This is a genomic window from Pantoea sp. BL1 (assembly GCF_000963985.1).
Classification (GTDB): Bacteria; Pseudomonadota; Gammaproteobacteria; order Enterobacterales; family Enterobacteriaceae; genus Pantoea; species Pantoea rwandensis_B.
Map to the genome: position 1 here is coordinate 77,276 of NZ_JZRH01000003.1, position 22,022 is coordinate 99,297.

Annotated in this window: 20 protein-coding genes and 1 other RNA gene; 6 read left to right on the forward strand and 15 right to left on the reverse strand. The window is 55.0% G+C overall.

Annotated features, from left to right (window positions below; all coding sequences use genetic code 11):
* Nucleotides 1–46 precede the first annotated feature (46 nt).
* From gcvH to VH86_RS01935, 6 genes are all read right to left on the reverse strand, one after another.
* Entirely contained in the window at nucleotides 47–433 is a 387-nt protein-coding gene (gene gcvH, locus VH86_RS01910) for a glycine cleavage system protein GcvH (protein ID WP_038645001.1), read from the reverse strand.
* A gap of 19 nt (nucleotides 434–452) precedes the next feature.
* Nucleotides 453–1,550 (reverse strand): glycine cleavage system aminomethyltransferase GcvT, encoded by a 1,098-nt coding sequence (gene gcvT, locus VH86_RS01915; RefSeq protein ID WP_045831706.1) that lies wholly within the window; start codon nucleotides 1,548–1,550, stop codon nucleotides 453–455.
* A 533-nt stretch (nucleotides 1,551–2,083) separates the two neighbouring features.
* On the reverse strand, nucleotides 2,084–3,286 hold the full coding sequence (gene ubiI / locus VH86_RS01920) for an FAD-dependent 2-octaprenylphenol hydroxylase (RefSeq protein WP_045831707.1): 1,203 nt from the start codon (nucleotides 3,284–3,286) through the stop codon (nucleotides 2,084–2,086).
* A gap of 20 nt (nucleotides 3,287–3,306) precedes the next feature.
* Nucleotides 3,307–4,485, reverse strand: coding sequence for a 2-octaprenyl-6-methoxyphenyl hydroxylase (gene ubiH / locus VH86_RS01925; protein WP_045831708.1), 1,179 nt, complete (start codon nucleotides 4,483–4,485; stop codon nucleotides 3,307–3,309).
* Nucleotides 4,482–5,804, reverse strand: a complete 1,323-nt coding sequence (gene pepP / locus VH86_RS01930) for a Xaa-Pro aminopeptidase (protein WP_045831709.1) — start codon at nucleotides 5,802–5,804, stop codon at nucleotides 4,482–4,484. The genes ubiH and pepP overlap by 4 nt, the downstream gene beginning before the upstream one ends.
* A 48-nt stretch (nucleotides 5,805–5,852) precedes the next feature.
* Nucleotides 5,853–6,434: a YecA family protein gene (locus tag VH86_RS01935; RefSeq protein WP_045831710.1), complete on the reverse strand. Its 582-nt coding sequence runs from the start codon at nucleotides 6,432–6,434 to the stop codon at nucleotides 5,853–5,855.
* 170 nt (nucleotides 6,435–6,604) lie between these two features.
* On the opposite strand from VH86_RS01935, the gene zapA reads away from it, so the two are divergent.
* From zapA to VH86_RS01950, 3 genes are all read left to right on the forward strand, one after another.
* Nucleotides 6,605–6,934 (forward strand): cell division protein ZapA, encoded by a 330-nt coding sequence (gene zapA, locus VH86_RS01940; protein ID WP_034823204.1) that lies wholly within the window; start codon nucleotides 6,605–6,607, stop codon nucleotides 6,932–6,934.
* Nucleotides 6,935–6,973: 39 nt separating this feature from the next.
* Nucleotides 6,974–7,157: non-coding RNA, 6S RNA (gene ssrS, locus VH86_RS24795), on the forward strand.
* A 187-nt stretch (nucleotides 7,158–7,344) separates the two neighbouring features.
* On the forward strand, nucleotides 7,345–7,950 hold the full coding sequence (locus VH86_RS01950; RefSeq protein WP_045831711.1) for a 5-formyltetrahydrofolate cyclo-ligase: 606 nt from the start codon (nucleotides 7,345–7,347) through the stop codon (nucleotides 7,948–7,950).
* 74 nt (nucleotides 7,951–8,024) lie between these two features.
* On the opposite strand, the gene serA is transcribed toward VH86_RS01950, so the two are convergent.
* Complete coding sequence (serA, locus tag VH86_RS01955) at nucleotides 8,025–9,263, reverse strand: phosphoglycerate dehydrogenase (protein ID WP_038644986.1); 1,239 nt, start codon at nucleotides 9,261–9,263, stop codon at nucleotides 8,025–8,027.
* A 290-nt stretch (nucleotides 9,264–9,553) separates the two neighbouring features.
* Nucleotides 9,554–10,213: a ribose-5-phosphate isomerase RpiA gene (rpiA, locus tag VH86_RS01960; protein ID WP_038644984.1), complete on the reverse strand. Its 660-nt coding sequence runs from the start codon at nucleotides 10,211–10,213 to the stop codon at nucleotides 9,554–9,556.
* 181 nt (nucleotides 10,214–10,394) lie between these two features.
* Here rpiA and VH86_RS01965 point away from each other — a divergent pair, with 181 nt between their 5' ends.
* On the forward strand, nucleotides 10,395–11,300 hold the full coding sequence (locus VH86_RS01965; protein ID WP_038644982.1) for a LysR family transcriptional regulator ArgP: 906 nt from the start codon (nucleotides 10,395–10,397) through the stop codon (nucleotides 11,298–11,300).
* A 106-nt stretch (nucleotides 11,301–11,406) separates the two neighbouring features.
* On the opposite strand, the gene VH86_RS01970 is transcribed toward VH86_RS01965, so the two are convergent.
* Nucleotides 11,407–12,138 carry an oxidative stress defense protein gene (locus VH86_RS01970; protein WP_045831712.1) on the reverse strand — a complete coding sequence of 244 codons (732 nt, stop codon included), beginning with the start codon at nucleotides 12,136–12,138 and terminating at the stop codon, nucleotides 11,407–11,409.
* A gap of 218 nt (nucleotides 12,139–12,356) precedes the next feature.
* Here VH86_RS01970 and VH86_RS01975 point away from each other — a divergent pair, with 218 nt between their 5' ends.
* On the forward strand, nucleotides 12,357–13,664 hold the full coding sequence (locus VH86_RS01975) for an MFS transporter (protein WP_045831713.1): 1,308 nt from the start codon (nucleotides 12,357–12,359) through the stop codon (nucleotides 13,662–13,664).
* Here the strand turns inward: VH86_RS01975 and VH86_RS01980 are convergent.
* Nucleotides 13,651–14,349 (reverse strand): global regulatory protein, encoded by a 699-nt coding sequence (locus VH86_RS01980; RefSeq protein ID WP_045814673.1) that lies wholly within the window; start codon nucleotides 14,347–14,349, stop codon nucleotides 13,651–13,653. The genes VH86_RS01975 and VH86_RS01980 overlap by 14 nt on opposite strands.
* 59 nt (nucleotides 14,350–14,408) lie before the next feature.
* Between VH86_RS01980 and VH86_RS01985 the strand changes: the two genes are divergently transcribed.
* Nucleotides 14,409–16,685 carry an FAD-dependent oxidoreductase gene (locus VH86_RS01985; RefSeq protein ID WP_045831854.1) on the forward strand — a complete coding sequence of 759 codons (2,277 nt, stop codon included), beginning with the start codon at nucleotides 14,409–14,411 and terminating at the stop codon, nucleotides 16,683–16,685.
* On the opposite strand, the gene argO is transcribed toward VH86_RS01985, so the two are convergent.
* The 5 genes from argO to epd form a co-directional block, all read right to left on the reverse strand.
* Complete coding sequence (gene argO, locus VH86_RS01990; RefSeq protein ID WP_045831714.1) at nucleotides 16,664–17,287, reverse strand: arginine exporter ArgO; 624 nt, start codon at nucleotides 17,285–17,287, stop codon at nucleotides 16,664–16,666. The two genes, VH86_RS01985 and argO, sit on opposite strands and share 22 nt — an antisense overlap.
* A 222-nt stretch (nucleotides 17,288–17,509) precedes the next feature.
* Entirely contained in the window at nucleotides 17,510–18,382 is an 873-nt protein-coding gene (mscS, locus tag VH86_RS01995; protein WP_038644974.1) for a small-conductance mechanosensitive channel MscS, read from the reverse strand.
* Between the two features lie 188 nt (nucleotides 18,383–18,570).
* A complete protein-coding gene (gene fbaA, locus VH86_RS02000; RefSeq protein WP_034823221.1) occupies nucleotides 18,571–19,650 on the reverse strand; it encodes a class II fructose-bisphosphate aldolase in 1,080 nt (359 codons plus the stop codon).
* 102 nt (nucleotides 19,651–19,752) lie between these two features.
* A complete protein-coding gene (gene pgk / locus VH86_RS02005; protein ID WP_038644972.1) occupies nucleotides 19,753–20,916 on the reverse strand; it encodes a phosphoglycerate kinase in 1,164 nt (387 codons plus the stop codon).
* A 51-nt stretch (nucleotides 20,917–20,967) separates the two neighbouring features.
* Nucleotides 20,968–21,987 carry an erythrose-4-phosphate dehydrogenase gene (gene epd / locus VH86_RS02010; RefSeq protein ID WP_034823224.1) on the reverse strand — a complete coding sequence of 340 codons (1,020 nt, stop codon included), beginning with the start codon at nucleotides 21,985–21,987 and terminating at the stop codon, nucleotides 20,968–20,970.
* Nucleotides 21,988–22,022 lie beyond the last annotated feature (35 nt).

Genomic DNA, 22,022 nt, shown 5'->3' on the forward strand with positions numbered 1-22,022 from the left:
GATAAAAAAGAAGGCGCTGCAGTGCAGCACCTTCGATGACTACCGGTTACTCGTCGATAGCGCCTTTGTAGGCATCGGCGTCGAGCATAGAATCAAGTTCTGAAATGTCGCTGGCTTTGATACGGAATAACCAGCCCGCGGCGTACGGTTCGCTGTTGACCAGCTCCGGTGCGTCGGCCAGTTCTTCGTTCACAGCAACGATTTCACCGCTTAGGGGGGCATAGATGTCTGAGGCGGCTTTCACCGACTCCGCGACGGCGCAGTCATCACCGGCAGCGAAAGTGGCGCCTACATCAGGCAGATCCACAAACACCATATCGCCCAGCAGTTCCTGCGCGTGTTCAGTGATACCCACAGTGAAGGTGCCATCGGCTTCTTTACGCACCCACTCGTGACTATCGCGGTATTTCAATTCATTAGGCACATTGCTCATCGCCATTTCTCCTGAAAAATTACTGAGCGACCGGTTTACCGGCGCGAACAAAAATCGGTTTAGTGACTTTCACCGGCATTTCACGATTGCGGATCTCTACAATCGCTTGCTCACCAATGCCCGCTGGCACACGTGCCAGCGCGATGCTGTAACCCAGCGTCGGGGAGAAGGAACCACTGGTAATAATACCCTGCTGTGGCTGACCTTGTTCATCGGTGAAACGCACCGGCAAGCCGTTTCGTAACACCCCTTTTTCGGTCATGATCAAACCCACCAGCTTTTCAGTGCCATGTTCACGTTGCGCTTCAAGCGCCTCGCGGCCGATGAAATCGCGATCGGCAGGTTCCCAGCTCACCGTCCAACCCATGTTGGCCGCCAGCGGTGAAACGCCTTCATCCATTTCCTGACCGTACAGATTCATCCCCGCTTCCAGGCGGAGCGTGTCACGCGCGCCCAGGCCAGCCGGTTTGACGCCTGCCGCCAGCAATTTCTGCCAGAAATCGGCCGCTTCACTGTTCGGCATCGCAATTTCATAACCGGCTTCACCGGTATAACCGGTGGTGGCAATGAACAGATTTTCGCTTTGCACACCAAAGAACGGTTTCATGCCTGCCACCGCTTCACGCTGCGCCGCAGTAAACAGCGTCTGTGCTTTCTGCTGCGCTTGCGGACCTTGAACGGCAATCAGCGCCAGATCGTCACGTTCGGTGAGTTCGACACCAAACGGCTGAGCGTGCTGTTTGATCCACGCCAAATCCTTCTCACGCGTCGCGGAGTTCACCACTAAGCGGAAAAAGTCTTCGGTCATAAAGTAAACAATCAAATCATCAATGACGCCAGCCGAAGCATTCAGCATGCCGGTGTAGAGAGCTTTGCCGGGTTGCGTCAGTTTGGCGACATCGTTGGCCAGCAGATAACGCAGGAATTCACGGGTGCGGACACCGCGCAGATCGACGATGGTCATGTGAGAAACATCAAACATACCGGCATCGTTGCGCACGACATAATGCTCATCCATTTGCGAGCCATAATGCAGTGGCATCATCCAGCCATGGAAATCCACCATGCGCGCACCGCATGCCTGATGCTGTTCGAATAGAGGCGTTTGCTGAGTCATAACCATCCTGTGAAAACAAGTGAGTGTGACGCGCCTGCGCCGCCTGTACCGGCTGACGCAAACGTTCTCTTTGTGCTGAAGTTACCACCGAACGCGGCGATTAACCATAAGGAAAACGAGGGCGAAACAGTATCACTCCCTTAGCACGCACCAAACCCAACCCAGCATAATTCACTGCAATTTTGTGATTAACTACGCATAAAATACAATTAAGAACGATAAATACAGCCTGATAATGGAACACACGCCTCAGTACGACAAAAAGGTCCGGCGAACCCGCGATATCATCATTAGTTAAAGTAATGCGAATTGACGAGTAAAATTAGAATAAATCAAACGAGGCGCAATTTGAGTGCAGAGACGCACCAGAGCAGTGCATAGGGTGAAAAAGCCATTTGATGTGCGCTTTTCCGAACGCAGCCTGCAACGTCCCAACGCAGCGTAGCGGTCACTTTTAGGATCGGCTTTGGGTATAACGAGACAGCGAATCATGCAAAAAAATGGCGCCTGAATCGGCGCCATTTGAAAAGAATTTAACGAATCCAGCTGGGCATATCATTGAGCCCCATGGCCTGCTTCAGCATCATCGGTTTTACGCCTGGCAGTGTATCCGCCAGTTTCAATCCCACATCACGCAGCAGTTTTTTCGCCGGATGGGTGCCCGCAAACAGCTCACGGAATCCTTGCATGCCGGCCAGCATCATTGCCGCACTGTGCTTGCGGCTGCGCTCATAACGGCGCAGATAAAGGTGCTGTCCGATATCTTTGCCTTCCTGATGCAGGCGACGAATTTCACCGATCAGTTCTGCGGCATCCATAAAGCCAAGATTGACGCCCTGCCCGGCCAGCGGATGAATGGTGTGTGCGGCATCGCCCACCAGTGCCAGGCGGTGTGCGGCAAAGTTACGGGCATAGCGCGCCATCAGCGGGAAGGTTTTGCGCTCGCTTTCAGCATGGCACAAGCCGAGGCGCATATCGAAGGCGACCGACAAATGCTGGTTGAACAGCGCTTCTGGCATCGATTGCACCCGCGCCGCTTCCTGCGGCGACAATGACCAGACAATAGAACAGAGATGCGGGTCCTGCATCGGCAGGAACGCCAGAATGCCATCGCCATGGAACACCTGACGCGCAATCGCATCGTGCGGCATATCGGTGCGAATATTGGCAACCAGCGCATGATGATCGTAATCCCAGAAGGTAATCGGGATATCGGCTTTATCGCGCAGCCAGGAGTTTGCGCCATCCGCGGCAATCAGCAGGCGCGCACTCATCATGCTGCCGTCCTGTAAAGTGACGAACGCTTCGTTGTCGCCAAAGGCTACCTGCTGCAACTGCGCAGGGGCAAATAAGGTGATATCGCTGCACTGACTGGCGCGCTGCCACAATGCGCTGTGAATCACTTCGTTTTCAATAATATGACCGAGATGGGATAAGCCTTGCTGCTCATCATCAAAGCTGATGGAACCAAAGCTGTCTTGATCCCACACTTCCATGCCGTGATAGGCACTGGCGCGCAACGCCAGGATGCTGGACCAGACATCCAGTTTTTGCAGCAGACGTTCGCTGGCAGCGTTGATCGCCGAGACGCGAATCGATGCGGCGCTCGCTGGATCAAATTGTGGCTCAGGTGCTTTCTCCAGCACGGCAACGCGCAGGCCGCTGCCCTGTAATCCGCAGGCAACGGCCAGACCTACCATACCGCCACCGGCGATAGCCACATCAAATGTTTGCATTGCTGCCCCTTAATTCATGCTTAACGCTTTACCCAGCCGAGCGTGCGCGCGGCAAGTGGGTTTCGCAGCCATGGCAGATGGTCCATTGCCACCAGCCCAAGATTTCTTCCCGCCACTAAGGGCGCATAACGATTGGCAAATAGCCGCACCAGGCCATCGGTCACGCCGATTGTCGCGGCGCGATCCGGTTGACGACGCGCAGCGAAGTGCTGCAACACGCCATAGCTGCCCACATCCTGCTGCTGACGATGTGCACCTGCCAGCGTTTCCGCCAGCGACATCACATCTCGCAGGCCCAGATTAAAACCCTGGCCCGCAATCGGATGCAGCGTTTGCGCCGCATTGCCCACCAGCGCCAGGCGATGCGCTACCTGACGTTCAGCGGTTTGCAGCGCCAGCGGATACACTTCGCGCTGGCCGGCATGGGTGAAACGCCCTAAGCGCCAGCCAAACGCTTGCTGAAGCTCGTGCAGGAAGGTCGCATCATCCCACTGTTTAACTGTCGCTTCTGCCTCGACGGGATGACACCACACCAGCGACATGCGATTGCCAGACATCGGTAATAGTGCCAGCGGGCCGTGCTCGGTGAAGCGTTCAAAAGCACGCCCCTGATGCGGTTGTTGCGTGGTGACGTTGGCAATCACCGCTAGCTGCTGGTAATCGTCCCGCTGCCAGGTCATGCCGCATGACGCCGCAAGTGGCGAACGTGAGCCATCGGCCGCCACCAGCAACGCGCCCTGTAACCGCTCGCCGCTGTTGAGTGTCACGGTGACAGACTCTGCTGTGCGATCCACCGTCGTGACGTAATCCGGGCAGCGCAGCGTCACGCCAGGCGCACTTTTCAGTCGCTGGAACAGGCGCTGTCCCACATCAAACAGCTCAACCACCTGCCCCAGCGCTGGGACCTGATAATCATCTGCCTTGAGCTGCACAAAACCGGTGTGGCCACGGTCAGAGACGTGAATATCCGTGATTGGCGTGCCGCAATCTGCGAGCGAGCGCCATACATCGATATCCGCCAGCTGCTGACAGGTGCCCGCCGCTAACGCAATCGCTCGGCCGTCGAAACCAGGATGTTTGCGGCTATCCGGCAGGCTGCGCTCAATGAGCGTGACGGGCAGCTGGCCTTGCGTCAGACGCGAAATCGCCAGCGCCAGGGTTGCACCGGTCATACCGCCGCCTGCAATCAAAATGCTCATGCGTGGCGTGCCGCTGCCATCAAGGCTTCAATCGCATCGGCATCTTTCACGACGCTGTCGGTCAGGTTTTCGTTGCCGTCAGCGGTGATCACGATGTCATCTTCGATACGGATACCGATACCGCGATACTGCGGTGGGACTTTCGCATCCGGCGCGATGTACAGACCCGGTTCAATGGTCAGCACCATACCCGGTTCGAGAATGCGATCACGGCTTGGTGTACCGTAATGGCCGACGTCATGCACATCCAGCCCCAGCCAGTGACTCAAGCCGTGCATGAAGAACGGGCGGTGCGCCTGCTCTTCGAACAGCGTATCGATATTGCCTTCCAGAATGCCGAGATCGACCAGACCGGTGATCATGATGTGCACCACTTCGTCATTGACGTCGTGGATGCTGACGCCAGGGCGGAACATCGACAGCGCTTTGTACAGCGAGGCCAGCACGATGTCGTAAATCTCGCGCTGGGGTTGCGTGAATTTGCCATTAACCGGGAAGGTGCGGGTGATGTCACCGGCATACCCGTGGAATTCACAACCCGCATCAATCAGCACCAAATCGCCATCGCGCATTTCACTTTCGTTTTCGGTGTAATGCAGGATGCAGCCGTTCTCACCCGATCCCACGATAGTGTTGTAAGAAGGGAAGCGTGCGCCGTGGCGATTGAATTCATGGTGAATTTCGCCTTCGAGCTGATACTCAAACATCCCCGGACGGCAAGCTTGCATCGCACGAGTATGCGCCAGCGCACTGATTTTTCCCGCACGGCGCAAAATCTCAATTTCGGCTTCGCTTTTAAACAGGCGCATATCGTGCACCCACGGCCGCCAGTCGGTAACGGTAGCAGGCGCGCTGAGATTCTGACGGAAGCCACGGCGCAGTTTTTCCAACGCGCTGAACACCAGTTGGTCAGCTTCTGCGTACTCACCCTGAGCGTGATACACCACATCAAGCCCGTTGAGCAGCTGATGCAATTGCTCACCGATGTCATCCCACGGTAAAGCACGGTCAACGCCAAGCTTAGCGGGTGCGGCATCTTGCCCGAGGCGGCGGCCAAACCAGATCTCTGCGGTAAGGTCGCGAACACGATTGAACAGCACGCTGTGGTTATGCTTGTCATCACTTTTGATCAGCACTAACAGCGCCTGCGGTTCATTGAACCCGGTGAAATACCAGAAGTCGCTGTTTTGGCGGAAGTTGTATTCCGTGTCGTTGCTGCGGGTCACTTCAGGTGCAGCTAAAATCAAAGCGGCGCTGCCAGGTGCCATACGGGCAATCAGCGCCTGACGACGTTGCTGGAAAGTATCCAGTGTAATCATGTTTGCACTCCCTGTTGAAACGGGCACCACGCGCCCGCAATAACGCACTTAGTGTAACGTTGGCTTTTGCACTTCCGGCGCAGTTGGCGTGTGCTGACGAGTGAATGTGTCATGGCAAAGCAAGGCCGCCACGCGCACATACTCAATCACTTCTTCCAGCGACTGCTCCAGCTCTTCCTGATCTTCATCTTCGTCGTAACCGAGCTGCGCGATGGTGCGCAAATCATCAATTGCTTCACCGGTTTCGCCGGTCACTTTATCCAGCTTCGTCTGCGTAACGCCTAAGCCGAGCAGGAAATGGTTGACCCAGCCCGCGAGCGCATCCGCGCGATCGAAGACGGTGATGTCATCATCTTCCGGCAGCATCAGCTGGAACATGAAACCCTCATCTTCCAGCGTATTGCTCAGATTTTCATGCAGCGCCTGCAGCGGCTGTGACAAGCTTTGTGAAAACGCCATGCCGTCGTTGGTGAGGTCGTGGATCTTGGTTTTCCAGCTGGCATCTTTGCTGCCACCACACAAAATACCGGACAGCAATCCGTGCATTTCGGCTGGCGTCATGCCCACGCCCTGCTGAGAAAGGGCTGCGGCTAGCGCGTTGTAACCAGGAGTTTCGTTCTGTAAAGACATAGGCTTTGGTCGTCGTTGGCAGAATAAGTTCGTGTTATGCTACCACCAGGTGCCTCAGGGTTTCCAGAAAAGGGGTTGTAACTTATATCGCGGCTCTATATAGTTGCGCACCTCCCAACCCATTGACAGGTAAGGGAGATGCGAACAGAGTAATCAGTCAGGATGGTGGCATGTCTGCACAACCGGTAGATATTCAGATTTTTGGTCGTTCATTGAGAGTAAATTGTCCGCCCGAACAGCAAGATGCGCTGAATCTGGCTGCAGAGGATCTCAATCAACGGTTGCAAGATTTAAAAGTTCGCACTAGAGTCACCAATACAGAGCAACTGGTGTTCATCGCCGCCTTAAACATCTGCCACGAGCTGGCACAGGAAAAAGGCAAGACGCGCGACTATGCAGCAAACATGGAACAACGTATCCGCATGCTGCAGCAGACCATTGAACAAGCATTAGTTGAGCAAGGTCGCATAACTGATCGCCAGGGCCCTAAATTCGAATAACACTTCATGGTACTCGTGTTAGAGTGACGGTGAAGTCAATTTTCTCTGAGATGTTTGCAAGCGGGCCCGTCCCCTGAGCCGATATTTAATACCAACAGAATGTGACGATCCACAATTTGTGCGCATGCTCGGTCCGTCCGAGAAGCCTAATAATTGTGACGGCATGTTCACCTTGAACCATGGGTTCAAGGGTTACAGCCTGCGGCGGCATCTCGGAGATCTCCTCTTTAGTCCCCTTCGCCAGAGACTTATGTTTCAGCAAGGCGGCAAGCAAATGGATCCCAATCAGCTTAACGAATTGAGTGATTGGGGTGCATGAGCGCAGTTAGTCCCCTGTACCTGAAGTATGACGAGAATCTCCCGCTTCGCATGATATAGTTGGTCAAATTGCCGACTCTGCCGGGGACATCATGACCGCACCTTCCCTACTTGATCGCCAGGACATCCGCCAGCATGTGCGCCATCTGCGCCGCAACCTTACGCCTGAACAGCAGGAGCAAGCTGCCGATCTGCTCGCCGAGCACGCTATCAACTTTGCGCCTATCGCTAATGCCCAACGCATCGCGCTGTTTTTATCTGTCGATGGCGAAATCAACACCCGCCCGCTGATTGCCAAGCTGTGGCAGCAGAAAAAGCAGGTTTTTTTGCCGGTACTGCATCCTTTCGCTCCCGGGCATCTGCTGTTCCTGCGTTACACGCCTGAGACGTCACTGGCCCCAAACAAATTGCGCATCCCTGAACCGCCGCTGGATATCACGCAGATGGCCACACTCGATCAGTTGGATGTGATGCTGGTGCCGTTAGTGGCATTTGACCACCAGGGTCAGCGATTGGGTATGGGGGGAGGTTTTTACGATCGCACCCTGCAGCACTGGCAACAGCATGGCTTTTTACCGATGGGCATTGCGCACGATTGCCAGCGTGTTGAGACATTGCCAGTCGCGGCATGGGATGTCCCTTTGCCTGCTATTTTAACGCCGTCAAAGCTGTGGCAGTGGGATAGCGCCGAGCGATAAAACAAAGGGCGCCAATTGAGGTGGCGCCCTGATCAATCAGCAAGATGAACGGGCACGCAAAGTGCCCTGAATCATCAGTACAGCAGACGGGCGCGAATGGTGCCCGGAATCGCTTTCATCAGCTGCAGCGCTTTTTCCGCCACATCTTCTTCTGCATCGATATCGATAACCACATAACCCATCACCGGCGAGGTCTGCAGATACTGAGCGGCAATGTTGATGCCCTGCTCGGCAAAGATCTGGTTAATCGCGGTCAACACGCCAGGGCGGTTCTCATGGATGTGCAGCAAGCGGCTGGCGCTGGCGGCATGCATCGGCAGGGACACTTCCGGGAAGTTAACGGCAGACAGCGTAGAACCGTTGTCAGAGTATTTCGCCAGCTTGCCCGAGACTTCCAGGCCGATGTTTTCCTGAGCTTCCTGAGTGGAGCCCCCGATATGTGGCGTCAGGATCACGTTATCAAACTCGCACAGCGGTGAGTTGAACGGATCGCTGTTGGTCGCTGGCTCAACCGGGAAGACGTCGATGGCCGCACCGGACAGATGCTTGTTCGCCAGGGCGTTGCACAGGGCTGGAATATCAATCACGGTTCCGCGTGCGGCGTTAATCAGCAGTGCGCCCGGCTTCATCAGCGCCAACTCGTCTGCGCCAATCATATTCTGCGTTGAGGCATTTTCTGGTACGTGCAGGCTGACCACGTCGCTCATGTTAAGCAGATCAGACAGGTGACGAACCTGAGTCGCATTACCCAGCGGTAATTTGGTCTCAATGTCGTAGAAGAACACGTGCATGCCCAGGCCTTCTGCCAGCACGCCAAGCTGCATCCCGATATGGCCGTAACCAATGATGCCCAGCTTCTTACCACGCGCTTCGAACGAGCCGTTCGCCACTTTGTTCCAGATACCACGGTGTGCTTTAGCGTTTGCTTCAGGGATCCCGCGCAGCATCAGCAGCATTTCGCCGATCACCAGTTCGGCTACCGAACGGGTGTTAGAGAATGGTGCATTGAAGACCGGCACACCGCGTTTTGCAGCAGCATTCAGATCAACCTGGTTAGTACCGATGCAGAAGCAGCCTACCGCGACCAGCTTTTCGGCCGCCGCAAAGATCTCTTCGGTCAGTTGGGTGCGGGAACGGATACCAATGAAGTGCGCATCGCGGATGGAGGACTTCAGCGACTCCGCATCCAGTGCCCCTTTATGGAATTCGATGTTGGTGTAACCCGCAGCACGCAGATTATCCAGTGCACTCTGGTGAACGCCTTCCACCAGCAGGAACTTAATCTTGTCTTTTTCCAGTGATACCTTTGCCATTTCCCGACCCTATTCAGAATTCAACGAGGACTACCATAAGGTAGCCTTCTGCCAAAATATCAAAAATTTCGAGCGCGGCAATACAAACGATTGCCTGACCGCCAGCACGCGCCCACGTTGAGGCAGCACAAAGCCGTACAAAATCGTGGGATGCGAGTGCGCCGAAGTACGAACCTGCTGTTGATGAATCTTTTGTGACATAAGTCACCAAATTTCACCCCAGCAAGAAAAGATGTTTTGCAGATGGAAATAACCGGCGCAGCACACGCGCCGGTGAGTACGCTATCAGATCAATAAGTGATGGTTTTCACGCCATCTGCTGTGCCGATTAAGGCAACATCAGCGCCACGCGCGGCAAACAAGCCAACGGTGACCACGCCCGGCAGTGCATTGATGGTTTTTTCCAATGCAATCGGGTCGAGAATACGCAGATTATGCACGTCGAGAATAATGTTGCCGTTGTCGGTCACCACATTCTGACGATACTCAGGTTGGCCGCCCAGCTTCACCAGTTCACGCGCGACAAACGCGCGCGCCATCGGAATCACTTCCACCGGCAGCGGGAAATTGCCCAACACGTCCACCTCTTTGGAGGCATCCGCAATGCAGATAAACTTTTTCGCCACGGCTGCGACAATTTTCTCACGCGTCAGCGCTGCGCCGCCGCCTTTGATCATCTGCATCTGTGGATTAATCTCGTCCGCGCCATCAACGTACACCGACAGCTCATCGACGTTATTCAGATCAAAAACCGGAATTCCCAGGGCTTTGAGTTTTTCCGTCGAGGCTTCCGAACTGGAGACCGCGCCTTCAATTTGATCTTTCATGGTGCCAAGCGCATCAATAAAATGCGCCGCTGTTGAACCGGTGCCAACGCCAACAATGGTGCCGGGTTGCACGTATTGCAGTGCAGCCCAACCAACCGCTTTTTTCAGTTCATCCTGGGTCATGGTATGTTTAAAACCTGTGCGACATCGAAGTGCGCGTAGTATAAAACAAGGCGTCGTGAAAATGCGCGGCTGTTAACGCATCGATTTAAGCCTTTGGAAGCCAGCCCGCAAAAATCCGCCGCAGCACAATATGACAGTTTTGTGGCATAGTACTTTCCATCCTGAACGAGAGAGAACAACAATGAAACGCCCGGATTATCGAACGCTTCAGGCGCTGGATGCTGTGATTCGCGAGCGCGGTTTTGAGCGTGCGGCCCAAAAACTCTGCATCACGCAGTCTGCGGTGTCACAACGCATTAAACAGCTGGAAAATTTATTTGGTCAGCCGCTGCTGGTGCGCACCGTGCCGCCGCGTCCGACCGAGCAAGGACAAAAACTGCTGGCGCTGCTACATCAGGTGGAGTTGCTGGAAGAAGAGTGGCTGGGTGATGACAACGGCGGTACTACGCCACTGCTACTGTCACTGGCGGTCAACGCCGATAGTCTGGCGACCTGGCTGCTGCCTGCATTGAAAGATGTGCTGGCCGATTCGCCGGTGCGCCTGAATTTGCAGGTAGAAGATGAAACCCGTACTCAGGAACGCCTGCGTCGCGGTGAAGTGGTCGGCGCCGTCAGTATCCAGCCGCAGCCGCTGCCGAGTTGTCTGGTGGATCAGTTGGGTGCTCTGGATTATCTGTTCTGCGCGTCGCCAGATTTCGCTGCACGCTACTTCCCGAATGGCGTCACGCGCTCTGCTTTGTTGAAAGCCCCAGCGGTGGCGTTTGACCATCTGGATGATATGCATCAGGCGTTTTTACAGCAGAACTTCGATCTGTCACCGGGCAGCGTACCGTGCCACATCGTTAACTCGTCGGAAGCCTTTGTGCAGTTGGCGCGTCAGGGTTCAGTGTGCTGTATGATCCCGCACTTACAGATTGAGCGTGAACTGGCGCAAGGTGATTTGGTGGATTTGACGCCAGGCCTGTACCAGCGCCGCATGCTTTACTGGCACCGCTTTGCGCCAGAGAGCCGTTTGATGCGTAGCGTGACGGATGCGTTGATCGCACACGGTCATCGCGTGTTGCGTCAGGATACGGCGGCGGCATAAGCCCAAATGCAGATTAACGTAGCGGCTTAATTGATTGCGCAAATGAACGGCAGTTTCACCGCCATTCAGCACACTCAATCACGCCGCTACGATTCAACACATCAGATTACTGAGCTGTATTCGGCTTGATCTCGAACACCACATCAACCTGATCGTCAAAGTGAATGCTCTGCTGCTCATAAGTCTGCTGCGCGGTGGTATCCGCAGGGGCCGCAGCCGCTTTATACATGCGCGCCATTGGCATTGGCTGATAGTTCGCCACGTGATAGCGGATGCTGTACACCGGGCCCAATTTCGCGTTGAAGCCTTCTGCCAGTGCACCGGCCTGCTGAGTAGCGTTAGCAATCGCGGCTTTGCGCGCCTGATCTTTATAGGCATCGGCATTCGCTACGCCCAGCTCCACCGAGCGGATTTCGTTCAGGCCAGATTTCAGCGCACCGTCCAGTAACTCATTCAGTTTATCCAGCTGACGTAACGTCACCTGCACCTGGCGCACCGCACGATAGCCCTTTAGTACCGACTTGCCTTCTTTGGTGTAGTCATACTCCGGTTGCGTGCTCAGGTTTGCCGCATCAATATCTTTCTTCTCGATACCGTTCTTTTGCAGGAAATCGAAATATTGCGCCACGCGGTCATCAGCTTGTTTTTTCGCATCAGCCGCATCTTTCGAGGAAACATTCACCACGATGGAGAGTGTCGCGATATCAGGACGGGCATCTACGCTTGCCTGACCAGAGGTGACGACATGCGGGCCATTCGGGATTTCACCCGCTTGTACCATCGCTGACATTACGCCCGTGCTCATTACGGCGGCCAGCGCCAGTGCTTTCAGTTTCACGAAAGTCCTCCTTGAAGGTTCAATTTACAGGTCGCCACTATGGCTAAACCTAAAACACATTACTATGCGTGATGGTCTGAGTTTGAAATCACCAAAAAGTTCGGATAACGACGGTATTAACGTATCCGCGATCGCAAAACCAGGTTAACGGATTCGCGGAAATTTTGCCTTGGTGTTTCTATTAAAGAAACAATTCTAGCCTTATGGGGAGTTGTGGTATGACAGAGCAGCCAATTAGCCAAAGCGCCATTGCCGTTCGCGCCGGACGGACGCGATTCCTGATGCTGGGTCTGGTGTTTATCAACATCATCATCAACTACATGGATCGTACCAATCTCTCTGTGGCCGCCACGCAAATGGCCGGCGAATTGCGCTTTACGCCAATGGAGATGGGGTTGATCTTCTCAGCATTTGGCTGGATCTACGCTGCGCTGCAGATCCCCGGCGGCTTTCTGATCGATCGTCTCGGCGCGCGTCTGGTGTATGGCGTGGGCCTGTTTGCCTGGTCATTAATCACAGCCCTGCATGCGCTCGCCAACAGCTTCGGTGCGCTGTTTGGCTTGCGCCTGGGCGTCGGTGCCTTTGAAGCGCCGGTAATGCCTTCGAATAACCGCGTGATTTCCAGCTGGTTCCCGGAACAGGAGCGTGCCAGCGCCATCGGCATTTACTCCTCGGCCCAGTTTGTTGGACTCGCCTGCATGACGCCGCTGCTGTTCCACGTACAGGATGCGTTTGGCTGGCGCGGTCTGTTTCTGATTACCGGTGTGGCCGGGATGATTTGGGCGTTGGTGTGGTATCTGGTTTACCGTGAGCCACATGAGCATAAAGGCGTGTCAGAAGCCGAATTAAACTATCTGCGCAGCAACGGTGCCTTACTCGAGAGCCGTCAGCACACGCAGCAGCCGAAGGCCCGCTGGGCCGATCTGGCACAAATGTTCCGCAGCCGCAAACTGGTGGGTATCTATATCGGCCAGTTTACTATCTCAGCCACCTTTTGGTTCTTCCTCACCTGGTTCCCGACCTATCTGGTGGAGTATCGCCATATGGGCTTCATTAAAAGCGGCTATGTGGCTTCCGTGCCCTACTTCGCCGCTTTCTGTGGCGTACTGCTGGCAGGTTTCGCTTCGGATCGCATGATACGGCGAGGCGTGTCACCCAGCGTGGCGCGTAAACTGCCGGTCATCCTTGGCCTGTTCCTGACGCTGTTTATTCTTGGTGCCAATTACACCGACGACTCGACGCTCATCGTGCTGTTTATGTCGCTGGCGTTTTTTGGCAACGGCCTCGCGACCATCACCTGGGTGTTTGTCACCGCACTGGCACCTCGCCATCTGATTGGCTTAGCGGGCGGCGTATTCAATTTCACCGGCGCGCTTTCCGCTATTGTGGTGCCGATTGCCATAGGCGCGCTGATCGATGGCGACAATTTCGCGCCAGCACTCGGCTTTATTGCCGTGCTGGCGGCGATAGGCATTTGCAGCTATCTGTTCGTGGTTGGGAAAATCGAGCATGTCAGCGCGCACTGATCAGCACTTGCGCCAGCGACTGCAACTGCATCACCCGCTGCTGCAGATGTGCATCGTCGGCCTGCCAGATTTTGGCGAACGCCAGCGCAGCGCGGTTGTTGTTGATTGGCTGCGCCATGCTGATTTCGCCGTCATCACGGTGCCAGATCAAATGGTTTGCGTCACGCTTACGCGCCAGCAACGGCGCCATTTGCGCCCACTGTTCGTCGGTAAATCGTGGACGCAACTGCTCATCACTCTCTGTCGCCAGCAGCGACACACCAATCACCGACTGCCACGCCGGCAGCATGCGGAAACCGGCCAGCGCCTGGCTGGCACTGGTGCGCTCACCCGGTTCGGAGTGCCAGATGTAAATCACCTGGTCCTCCCACAGCACGCCCAGCGCCACCACGATGTCGCGCGGCGCGTGTGCTTCCAGTTGCGGCAGCGCCTGGGCAAACAGCGAGGAGCCGCGAATCGCCTGCGCCGCCAGTGCATGAATCCCCGGGCCGGGCAAATAGCGGCGGTGTTCGTCCTGAATCGTCAGGCCAATCGAGGCCATGGTCATCAACAGGCGGTTAACGCGCGTGCTGTTCATGTCCATCTGTCGCGCCAGTTCACGGCAGCCCACGGCTTTATCGCTGGAAACCAAATACTGCAAGCAGCGAATCCCATCAATCAGGCTTTGGTTGGGTTGAGAAGACATAGTTCACCCTGTGGCGCTCAAAACTCCAATCTTAGCTTCAGCATGACAGGAAGCAAATGATGCAGACTTTCTCTTCGCAAAATGCGCGCCTCTTCCCAGAGCAAAAGTTACAGGCCGATCTGCTGGTGGCGGGCGGTGGGCTCGCGGGCGTGTGTGCCGCACTGGCCGCCGCGCGTGACGGATTGCAGGTGGTGTTGGTTCAGGATCGCCCGGTGCTGGGTGGCAACGCCTCGAGTGAAGTGCGGTTATGGGCCAACGGTGCAACATCGCATATGGGTAACAACAACCGCTGGGCGCGCGAAGGCGGCATCATGGGCGAGATCATGGAGGAAAACCTGTGGCGCAACAAAGAGGGTAATCCGGTGCTGTTCGATATGGTGCTGCTGGATTTGGTGCAGTCACAACCCGGTGTGACGCTGCTGCTCAACACGGTGGTCAGCGATATCACGAAAGAAGGCCGCCGCTTACAAGGCGTGCAAGCTTTTAACGCCATTAATCAGACACGCTACCACGTCAACGCCAGCCAGTTTATCGATGCCAGCGGCGATGGCGTGCTGGGATATCTGGCGGGTGCCGCGCATCGTGTGGGGGCGGAAACTGTTGAAGAATTTGGCGAAAAGATGGCGCCAGGCGAACATTTTGGACACAAACTCGGCCACTCAATCTACTTCTACACCAAACGCACTTCGCAGCCGGTTCGCTTTGTCCCGCCCTCTTTTGCGCTTAAAGAGATTACCGCCATTCCGCGTTACAAACGCCTGACATCCGATCTTAACGGTTGCGATTTGTGGTGGCTGGAATGGGGCGGACGGCTCGATACGGTGCACGAAAGCGAAACCATCAAATGGGAGCTGTGGAAAATTGTTTGGGGCGTGTGGGATTACATTAAAAACTCCGGCGAGTTTCCGGATGCCGATACCCTGACCATCGAATGGGTAGGCCTGATCCCCGGCAAGCGCGAAAGCCGTCGCTTCCTAGGTGACACGTTACTGTGTCAGCAGGACATCATTGAACAGCGCGATCACTACGACGCCGTTGCCTACGGCGGCTGGTCGATTGACCTGCATCCCGCCGATGGCGTGTACAGCGAACACGATGGCTGCCGCCAGTTCCACAGCAAAGGCACCTATACCATTCCATTTCGTGCGCTATACAGCCAGTCGCTGGATAATCTGCTGCTCACCGGTCGTTTAATCTCAGCCACCCACGTTGCCTTTGGCAGCGCACGGGTGATGTGCACCTGCGGCGTGTTGGGTGAAGTGGTGGGACGTGCGGCGGCCATCTGTCATCAGCAGCAACTCACACCGTCGCAGCTGGCGCAGCCAGATCGCGTCACACAGTTGCAGCAGCAACTACTGCGTCAGGGGGCGTTTATCCCACGCCATCCATTGCTGAGTCCGGCCCGCGATGCGCAGATCGAAGTCAGCAGCACTCTGCAGCATAGCCATCTCCCCGCCGATGCCGGTTGGCAGCCGCTGCAATCGCGCTGTGCTCTGCTGCTGCCATTAAAAGCCGGTGAACGTTTGTCTGCGTTAACCGTGCAACTGCGTGCCAAACAAACGCAGAAGATGCAGGTTTCGCTGCTCAGCAGTGACAATCCGGCCAACACTTGCGGCGATCGTCACATCGCCAGCCAAACACTCACGGTTAACGATCAGGGCAACTACCGCCTGAGTTTTGATTACCGTGCAGATTGCGATCGTTATCTGTTTATCGCCTTTGAAGAAAATCCGGCGATTGAAGTGGCCCTCACTCAGCAGCGTCTGCCCGGGGTCATGATGGTGTTTAACAGCCTCAATCCACGCGTCGCCAAACGCACGCGACAGATTAACGATGGCGATTACGGCGTCGATGAGTTCGATTTCTGGCTACCGCGCCGCGTGCCGCATCAAATACTGTTCGCCTTCACGCTGGAGACGCCGTTAAAACTCTGGCATCGGGACTATCTGCTTAACGGCAAATTGCGTCCGGAACAGCACACCAACTGCTGGGTGCCGGCACGGGATGACGCTCAGCCAACGGTTATTTGGCGCTGGGAACAGCAGCAACACGCTCGCCAAATCACGCTGTTGTTTGATAACGACTTTGACCATGCGATGGAGACGGTGCAGATGGGGCACGCACAAGCTGTCACGCCGCACTGCACTACGCATTATCGTCTCTGGCTGGATGAAGAGTTACTGATTGAAGTCGAAGATAACCATCACTCGCTCTGCCATCACGCCGTACCGCAGGGGGTGAGCTTCCGCCAGATTCGTTTAGAGCTGCTGGCCAGTGCGGGCGCGCTGCCCGCACTGTACGGCTTACATCTGCATCAGAACGCGGCAATACCCTGACGCGCCAGCTGGATAGCGATAAACCACATCACGCCGCCCACCAGCAGATTGATGATGCGCTGCGCACGCACGGTGCGCAGGCGTGGTGAAAGCCACGCGGCTAACAGCGCCAGGCCAAAGAACCAGATAATTGAAGCACTCACCGTGCCCAACGCGAACCACTGACGCGCTTCGGTAGAAGGAAGCTGACTGCCGAGGCTACCCAGCACCACAAAGGTATCAAGGTAGACGTGCGGATTGAGCCAGGTCACCGCGACGATGGTGGCAACGATGCGCCAGCGACCTTGCTTCAGCGCGGCTTCTGTCGCTAACGTCACATCGCCCTGCCATGCGCTGCGCAGTGCGCCCCAGCCGTACCACAGCAGAAACGCTACGCCCGCCAAGGTGATCAGCATGAGCAGAATCGGGGATTGATTCAGCAGCGCACTACCACCAAAAATACCGCCGCAAATCAGCACGATATCGCTCAGCGTGCATAAACCTGCGGTCATTAAATGGTAGTGGCGTTTAATGCCCTGATTCATCACGAATGCGTTTTGTGGGCCTAATGGCAGAATGAGTGCTGCCCCAAGGGCAAGTCCTTGTAAATAAACAGATAACACGATGTCGGTCCTGAGTAACGAGATAATGCGATGCAGTATAGTGACGCGAGGATATTAGTGGAAATTGAAAGATTTAATCGGGTATTAGAGAAAGTAATAAGATTGATATCAGTAACGAAGTGATGGCGACGAGTGCGCTTTCGGTCGCCATAGATGATGGCCCTTTAGGGATATGATCGGGTTTTGTGGGGTGCACATCAGATGCGCACCGCCACTCATTGATTACTCAGCGCGCTCAGGTTGCTGTTCGTTCTTCACCTGATGCAGATGCACATCCATCTGCGGATAAGGGATGCCAATACCGTTCGCGTCCAGCGTACGCTTGAAGTTCTTCAACAGATCCCAGTAAACGTTCTGCAGGTCACTGCTCTTACTCCAGCAGCGCACGACAAAGTTGAGTGAAGACGCGGCCAGTTCGTTCAGGCCGATCTGGATACCCATGTCTTTCAGCACGCGTTCATCGGCCTCAACCACTTCCCTGAACAGCGCGATCACCTGGTCGACATCCGCGTCGTAGGCCACACCGATAATAAACTCATTACGGCGAATGGGTTCGCGTGAGTAGTTAACGATATTACCCGCGATCACCTTGCCGTTAGGCACCACGACAATTTTACCGTCCGCGCTCTTCATGGTGGTGGAGAAGATCTGCACGTTCTGCACCGTTCCCATCACGCCACCGAGATCCACGAACTCGCCAGTTTTAAATGGACGGAAGGTCACCAGTAGTACACCCGCGGCAAGGTTGGACAGCGAACCCTGCAGGGATAACGCTAAGGCCAAACCCGCTGCACCCAGTACCGCAATCACCGATGCGGTTTGCACCCCGACGCGGCCCAGCGCAGCAATCAAGGTAAAGGCAATCACGCCATAGCGCACCAGCGCCGAAAGGAAATCTGCGACTGTGGCATCGATATGACGCGCCACCAGCACGCGGTTGATGCCTTTCGAAATAATACGCGCTGCCATCATACCGATCACTATGATGACAATCGCCGCAGCGATATTGACGAAATAGCTCAGGATCAGTGCCTGATTTCTTACCAGCCAGCCGCCAGCGTTGTTAATGCCGTCAACGACATTTAAGTCTTCCATTTGTTAGCCCTGTTGTTGAGTTTCCCGCAGGAAAATGCAAAAACGGCCAGATTATCTCCGGCACTCCCGTGTACAAGGGTAAACAAAAATGGCATGAAGCGCCAAAAATGGCCTGAATTTCCTCACTATTCCGAATCGAATGCATAAAAAAAGGCCCTTTCGGGCCTTTTTTGTACTGTAAGGAAAAATTACAGCACGTCGACAGCGTTAAGCTCTTTGAAAGCCTGCTCTAAACGCACAACCATTGAAGCTTGTGCAGAGCGCAGCCATACGCGTGGGTCGTAGTATTTCTTGTTCGGGCTATCCACGCCATTTGGGTTACCCAGCTGGCCTTGCAGATAGTCTTCGTTCTTTTTGTAGTACTGCAGGATGCCGTCCCAGGTCGCCCATTGGGTATCGGTATCGATGTTCATCTTGATTACGCCGTAACCAATTGACTCTTCGATTTCTGCAGCAGAAGAACCTGAACCACCGTGGAACACGAAGTCCAGCGCGTTGTGCGGCAGATTGTGTTTCTTGGTGACGTATTCCTGAGAATCACGCAGGATGGTCGGGGTCAGTTTCACGTTGCCTGGCTTATACACGCCGTGCACGTTACCGAAGGAAGCCGCGATGGTGAAACGTGGGCTGATTTTGCTCAGCTCGGTGTACGCGTAATCAACGTCTTCTGGCTGGGTGTACAGCGCAGATGCGTCCATATGGCTGTTGTCCACGCCATCTTCTTCGCCACCGGTGCAACCCAGTTCGATTTCCAGCGTCATGTCGATTTTCGCCATGCGCGCCAGGTATTTAGAAGAGATCTCGATGTTCTCTTCCAGTGACTCTTCTGACAGGTCGATCATGTGAGAAGAGAACAGTGGCTTACCGGTTTTCTTGAAGTGCTCTTCACCGGCATCCAGCAGACCGTCGATCCACGGCAGCAGTTTCTTGGCGCAGTGGTCGGTGTGCAGAATCACTGGCACGCCGTACTGTTCAGCCATCAGATGCACATGGTGTGCACCCGCGATAGCGCCGAAGATTGCCGCGCCCTGTGGCTTGTCGGTTTTGAAACCTTTACCGGCGATGAAGGCAGCACCACCATTGGAGAACTGAACGATGACCGGCGCTTTAACTTTGGCCGCAGCTTCCAGTACCGCGTTGATGGAGTCCGTGCCGACGCAGTTAACTGCAGGCAGAGCGAATTTGTTTTCTTTCGCTACTTGGAAAACTTTCTGAACGTCATCACCAGTGACAACGCCGGGTTTTACGAAATCAAAAATTTTAGACATGGTTGTGTCCTGTTTCGTTACCGTTCATCCCACGAGGGGACGTCGATTTTTTGCCCAGGATGGGCAAGCCTTCAGACGGCGCCGAAGCGCCGCCCCCAAAAATTACTGCTTAGCGCGCTCTTCCAGCATCGCTACCGCTGGCAGTTTTTTGCCTTCCACGAACTCGAGGAATGCGCCACCGCCGGTAGAGATGTAGGAGATCTTGTCTTCGAGACCGAACAGGTCAATCGCTGCCAGGGTATCGCCGCCGCCCGCAACAGAGAACGCGTCGCTGTCTGCAATCGCGTTCGCCACGATTTCGGTGCCTTTGCGGAAGTTCGGGAATTCGAACACGCCAACTGGACCGTTCCACAGAATGGTTTTTGCTTCTTTCAGCAGTTTCGCCATCGCCTGTGCGGTTTCGTCACCGAAGTCCATAATCTCTTCGTTATCCGCCACTTCGGAAACCTTTTTCACGGTTGAAGGGGCAGTTTCAGAGAATTCCGTTCCTACGCGAGAGTCGGTTGGAACTGGGATGCCGTGCTCGTCACGCAGCTTTTTCGCCGCTTCAACGAAGTCTGGTTCGTACAGTGATTTACCGACTTTGTTGTCGATAGCCACGAAGGTGTTAGCGATGCCGCCGCCGACAATCACGGTATCCGCGATTTTCACCAGAGACTGCAGCACGTCGAATTTGGTAGAGACTTTAGAACCCCCCACAACGGCGACCAGCGGACGCTCTGGGTTGCTCATCACTTTACCCAGCGCTTCCAGCTCAGCAGACAGCAGCGGGCCAGCACAAGCGATCGGTGCGAACTTGCCCACACCGTGGGTAGAAGCCTGCGCGCGGTGCGCAGTACCGAAAGCATCCATCACGAAGACGTCGCACAGTGCGGCATATTTCTTCGACAGGGTCTCTTCGTCTTTCTTCTCGCCTTTGTTGAAGCGAACGTTTTCCAGAACCACCAGCTCACCTGCGCCGACTTCAACGCCGTCGAGGTAGTCTTTCGCCAGGGTAACGGTGGTGCCGTTCAGTTTGTCTTTCAGGTAGTTAACTACAGGCAGGAGGGAGAATTCTTCGTTGTATTCACCTTCGGTCGGGCGACCCAGGTGAGAGGTAACCATCACTTTCGCGCCCTGTTTCAACGCCGCTTCGATGGTAGGCAGAGAAGCACGGATACGTGCATCTGACGTCACTTTCCCTTCTTTCACTGGCACGTTGAGATCGGCACGGATCAGAACACGCTTACCAGCAAGATCCAGATCGGTCATTTTAATTACAGACATGGTGAACCCTCTCGTTGATTCTCATAAGTTTTGCCAGACGCAGTCCGCGTCTTACCTGAAACCGCTTGCGGCCATTGCTAACGTGGTGTCGATCATGCGGTTAGCAAAGCCCCATTCGTTGTCACACCAAACCAAGGTTTTGATCAGGTGGTGACCACTGACCCGCGTCTGTGTGCCGTCCACTATGGCACTGTGCGGATCATGGTTGAAATCTACTGAGACTAACGGTAATTCCGTATAGTCAACTATACCACGAAACGCCCCTTCTGACGCGTTTTGCAGCAAGGCATTGACCTCACAAGCCTTCACGGCTTCGCGTACTGAAACGCTCAAATCAATGGCTGTCACGTTGATCGTGGGAACACGGACAGCGATGGCTTCGAAGCGGTCGTTAAATTTCGGAAAAATACGGGTAATGCCCGCAGCAAGACGCGTATCCACCGGAATGATCGATTGGCTGGCGGCACGGGTACGACGCAGATCGCTGTGATAGGCGTCAATCACCTGTTGGTCGTGCATCGCCGAGTGAATCGTGGTCACGGTGCCGGACTCAATTCCGAAGGCGTCATCCAGCAACTTGATCACCGGAATAATGCAGTTGGTGGTACAGGATGCGTTGGAGACAATGCGGTCAGTTTGTTTAAGAGCTTGTTCGTTAACGCCGAACACTACGGTGGCATCCAAATCATTACCGCCCGGATGCGAGAACAATACCTTCTTCGCGCCCGCCTGCAGATGCGCTTCGCCATCGGCGCGGCTGCCGTATACCCCGGTACAATCCAGTACGATATCGACATTCAGTTCCTGCCACGGCAGTGCATCGATATCGGCCAGATGCAGAATGCGGATGGTGTCGTCGCCTACGAACAGTTGATCGCGCTCCTGGCGCACATCCCAGGCAAAGCGGCCATGGCTGGTGTCATATTTCAGCAAATGCGCCATGCCAGTGGCTTCAGCCAGCTCGTTGATCGCCACCACGGTGATCTCAGCGCGGCGGCCGGTTTCGTACAAGGCACGCAGTACATTGCGTCCGATACGACCAAAACCATTAATTGCTATGCGAACGGTCATCTCACTTCCTGCAACAACAGCCCAAAAAAACGTGC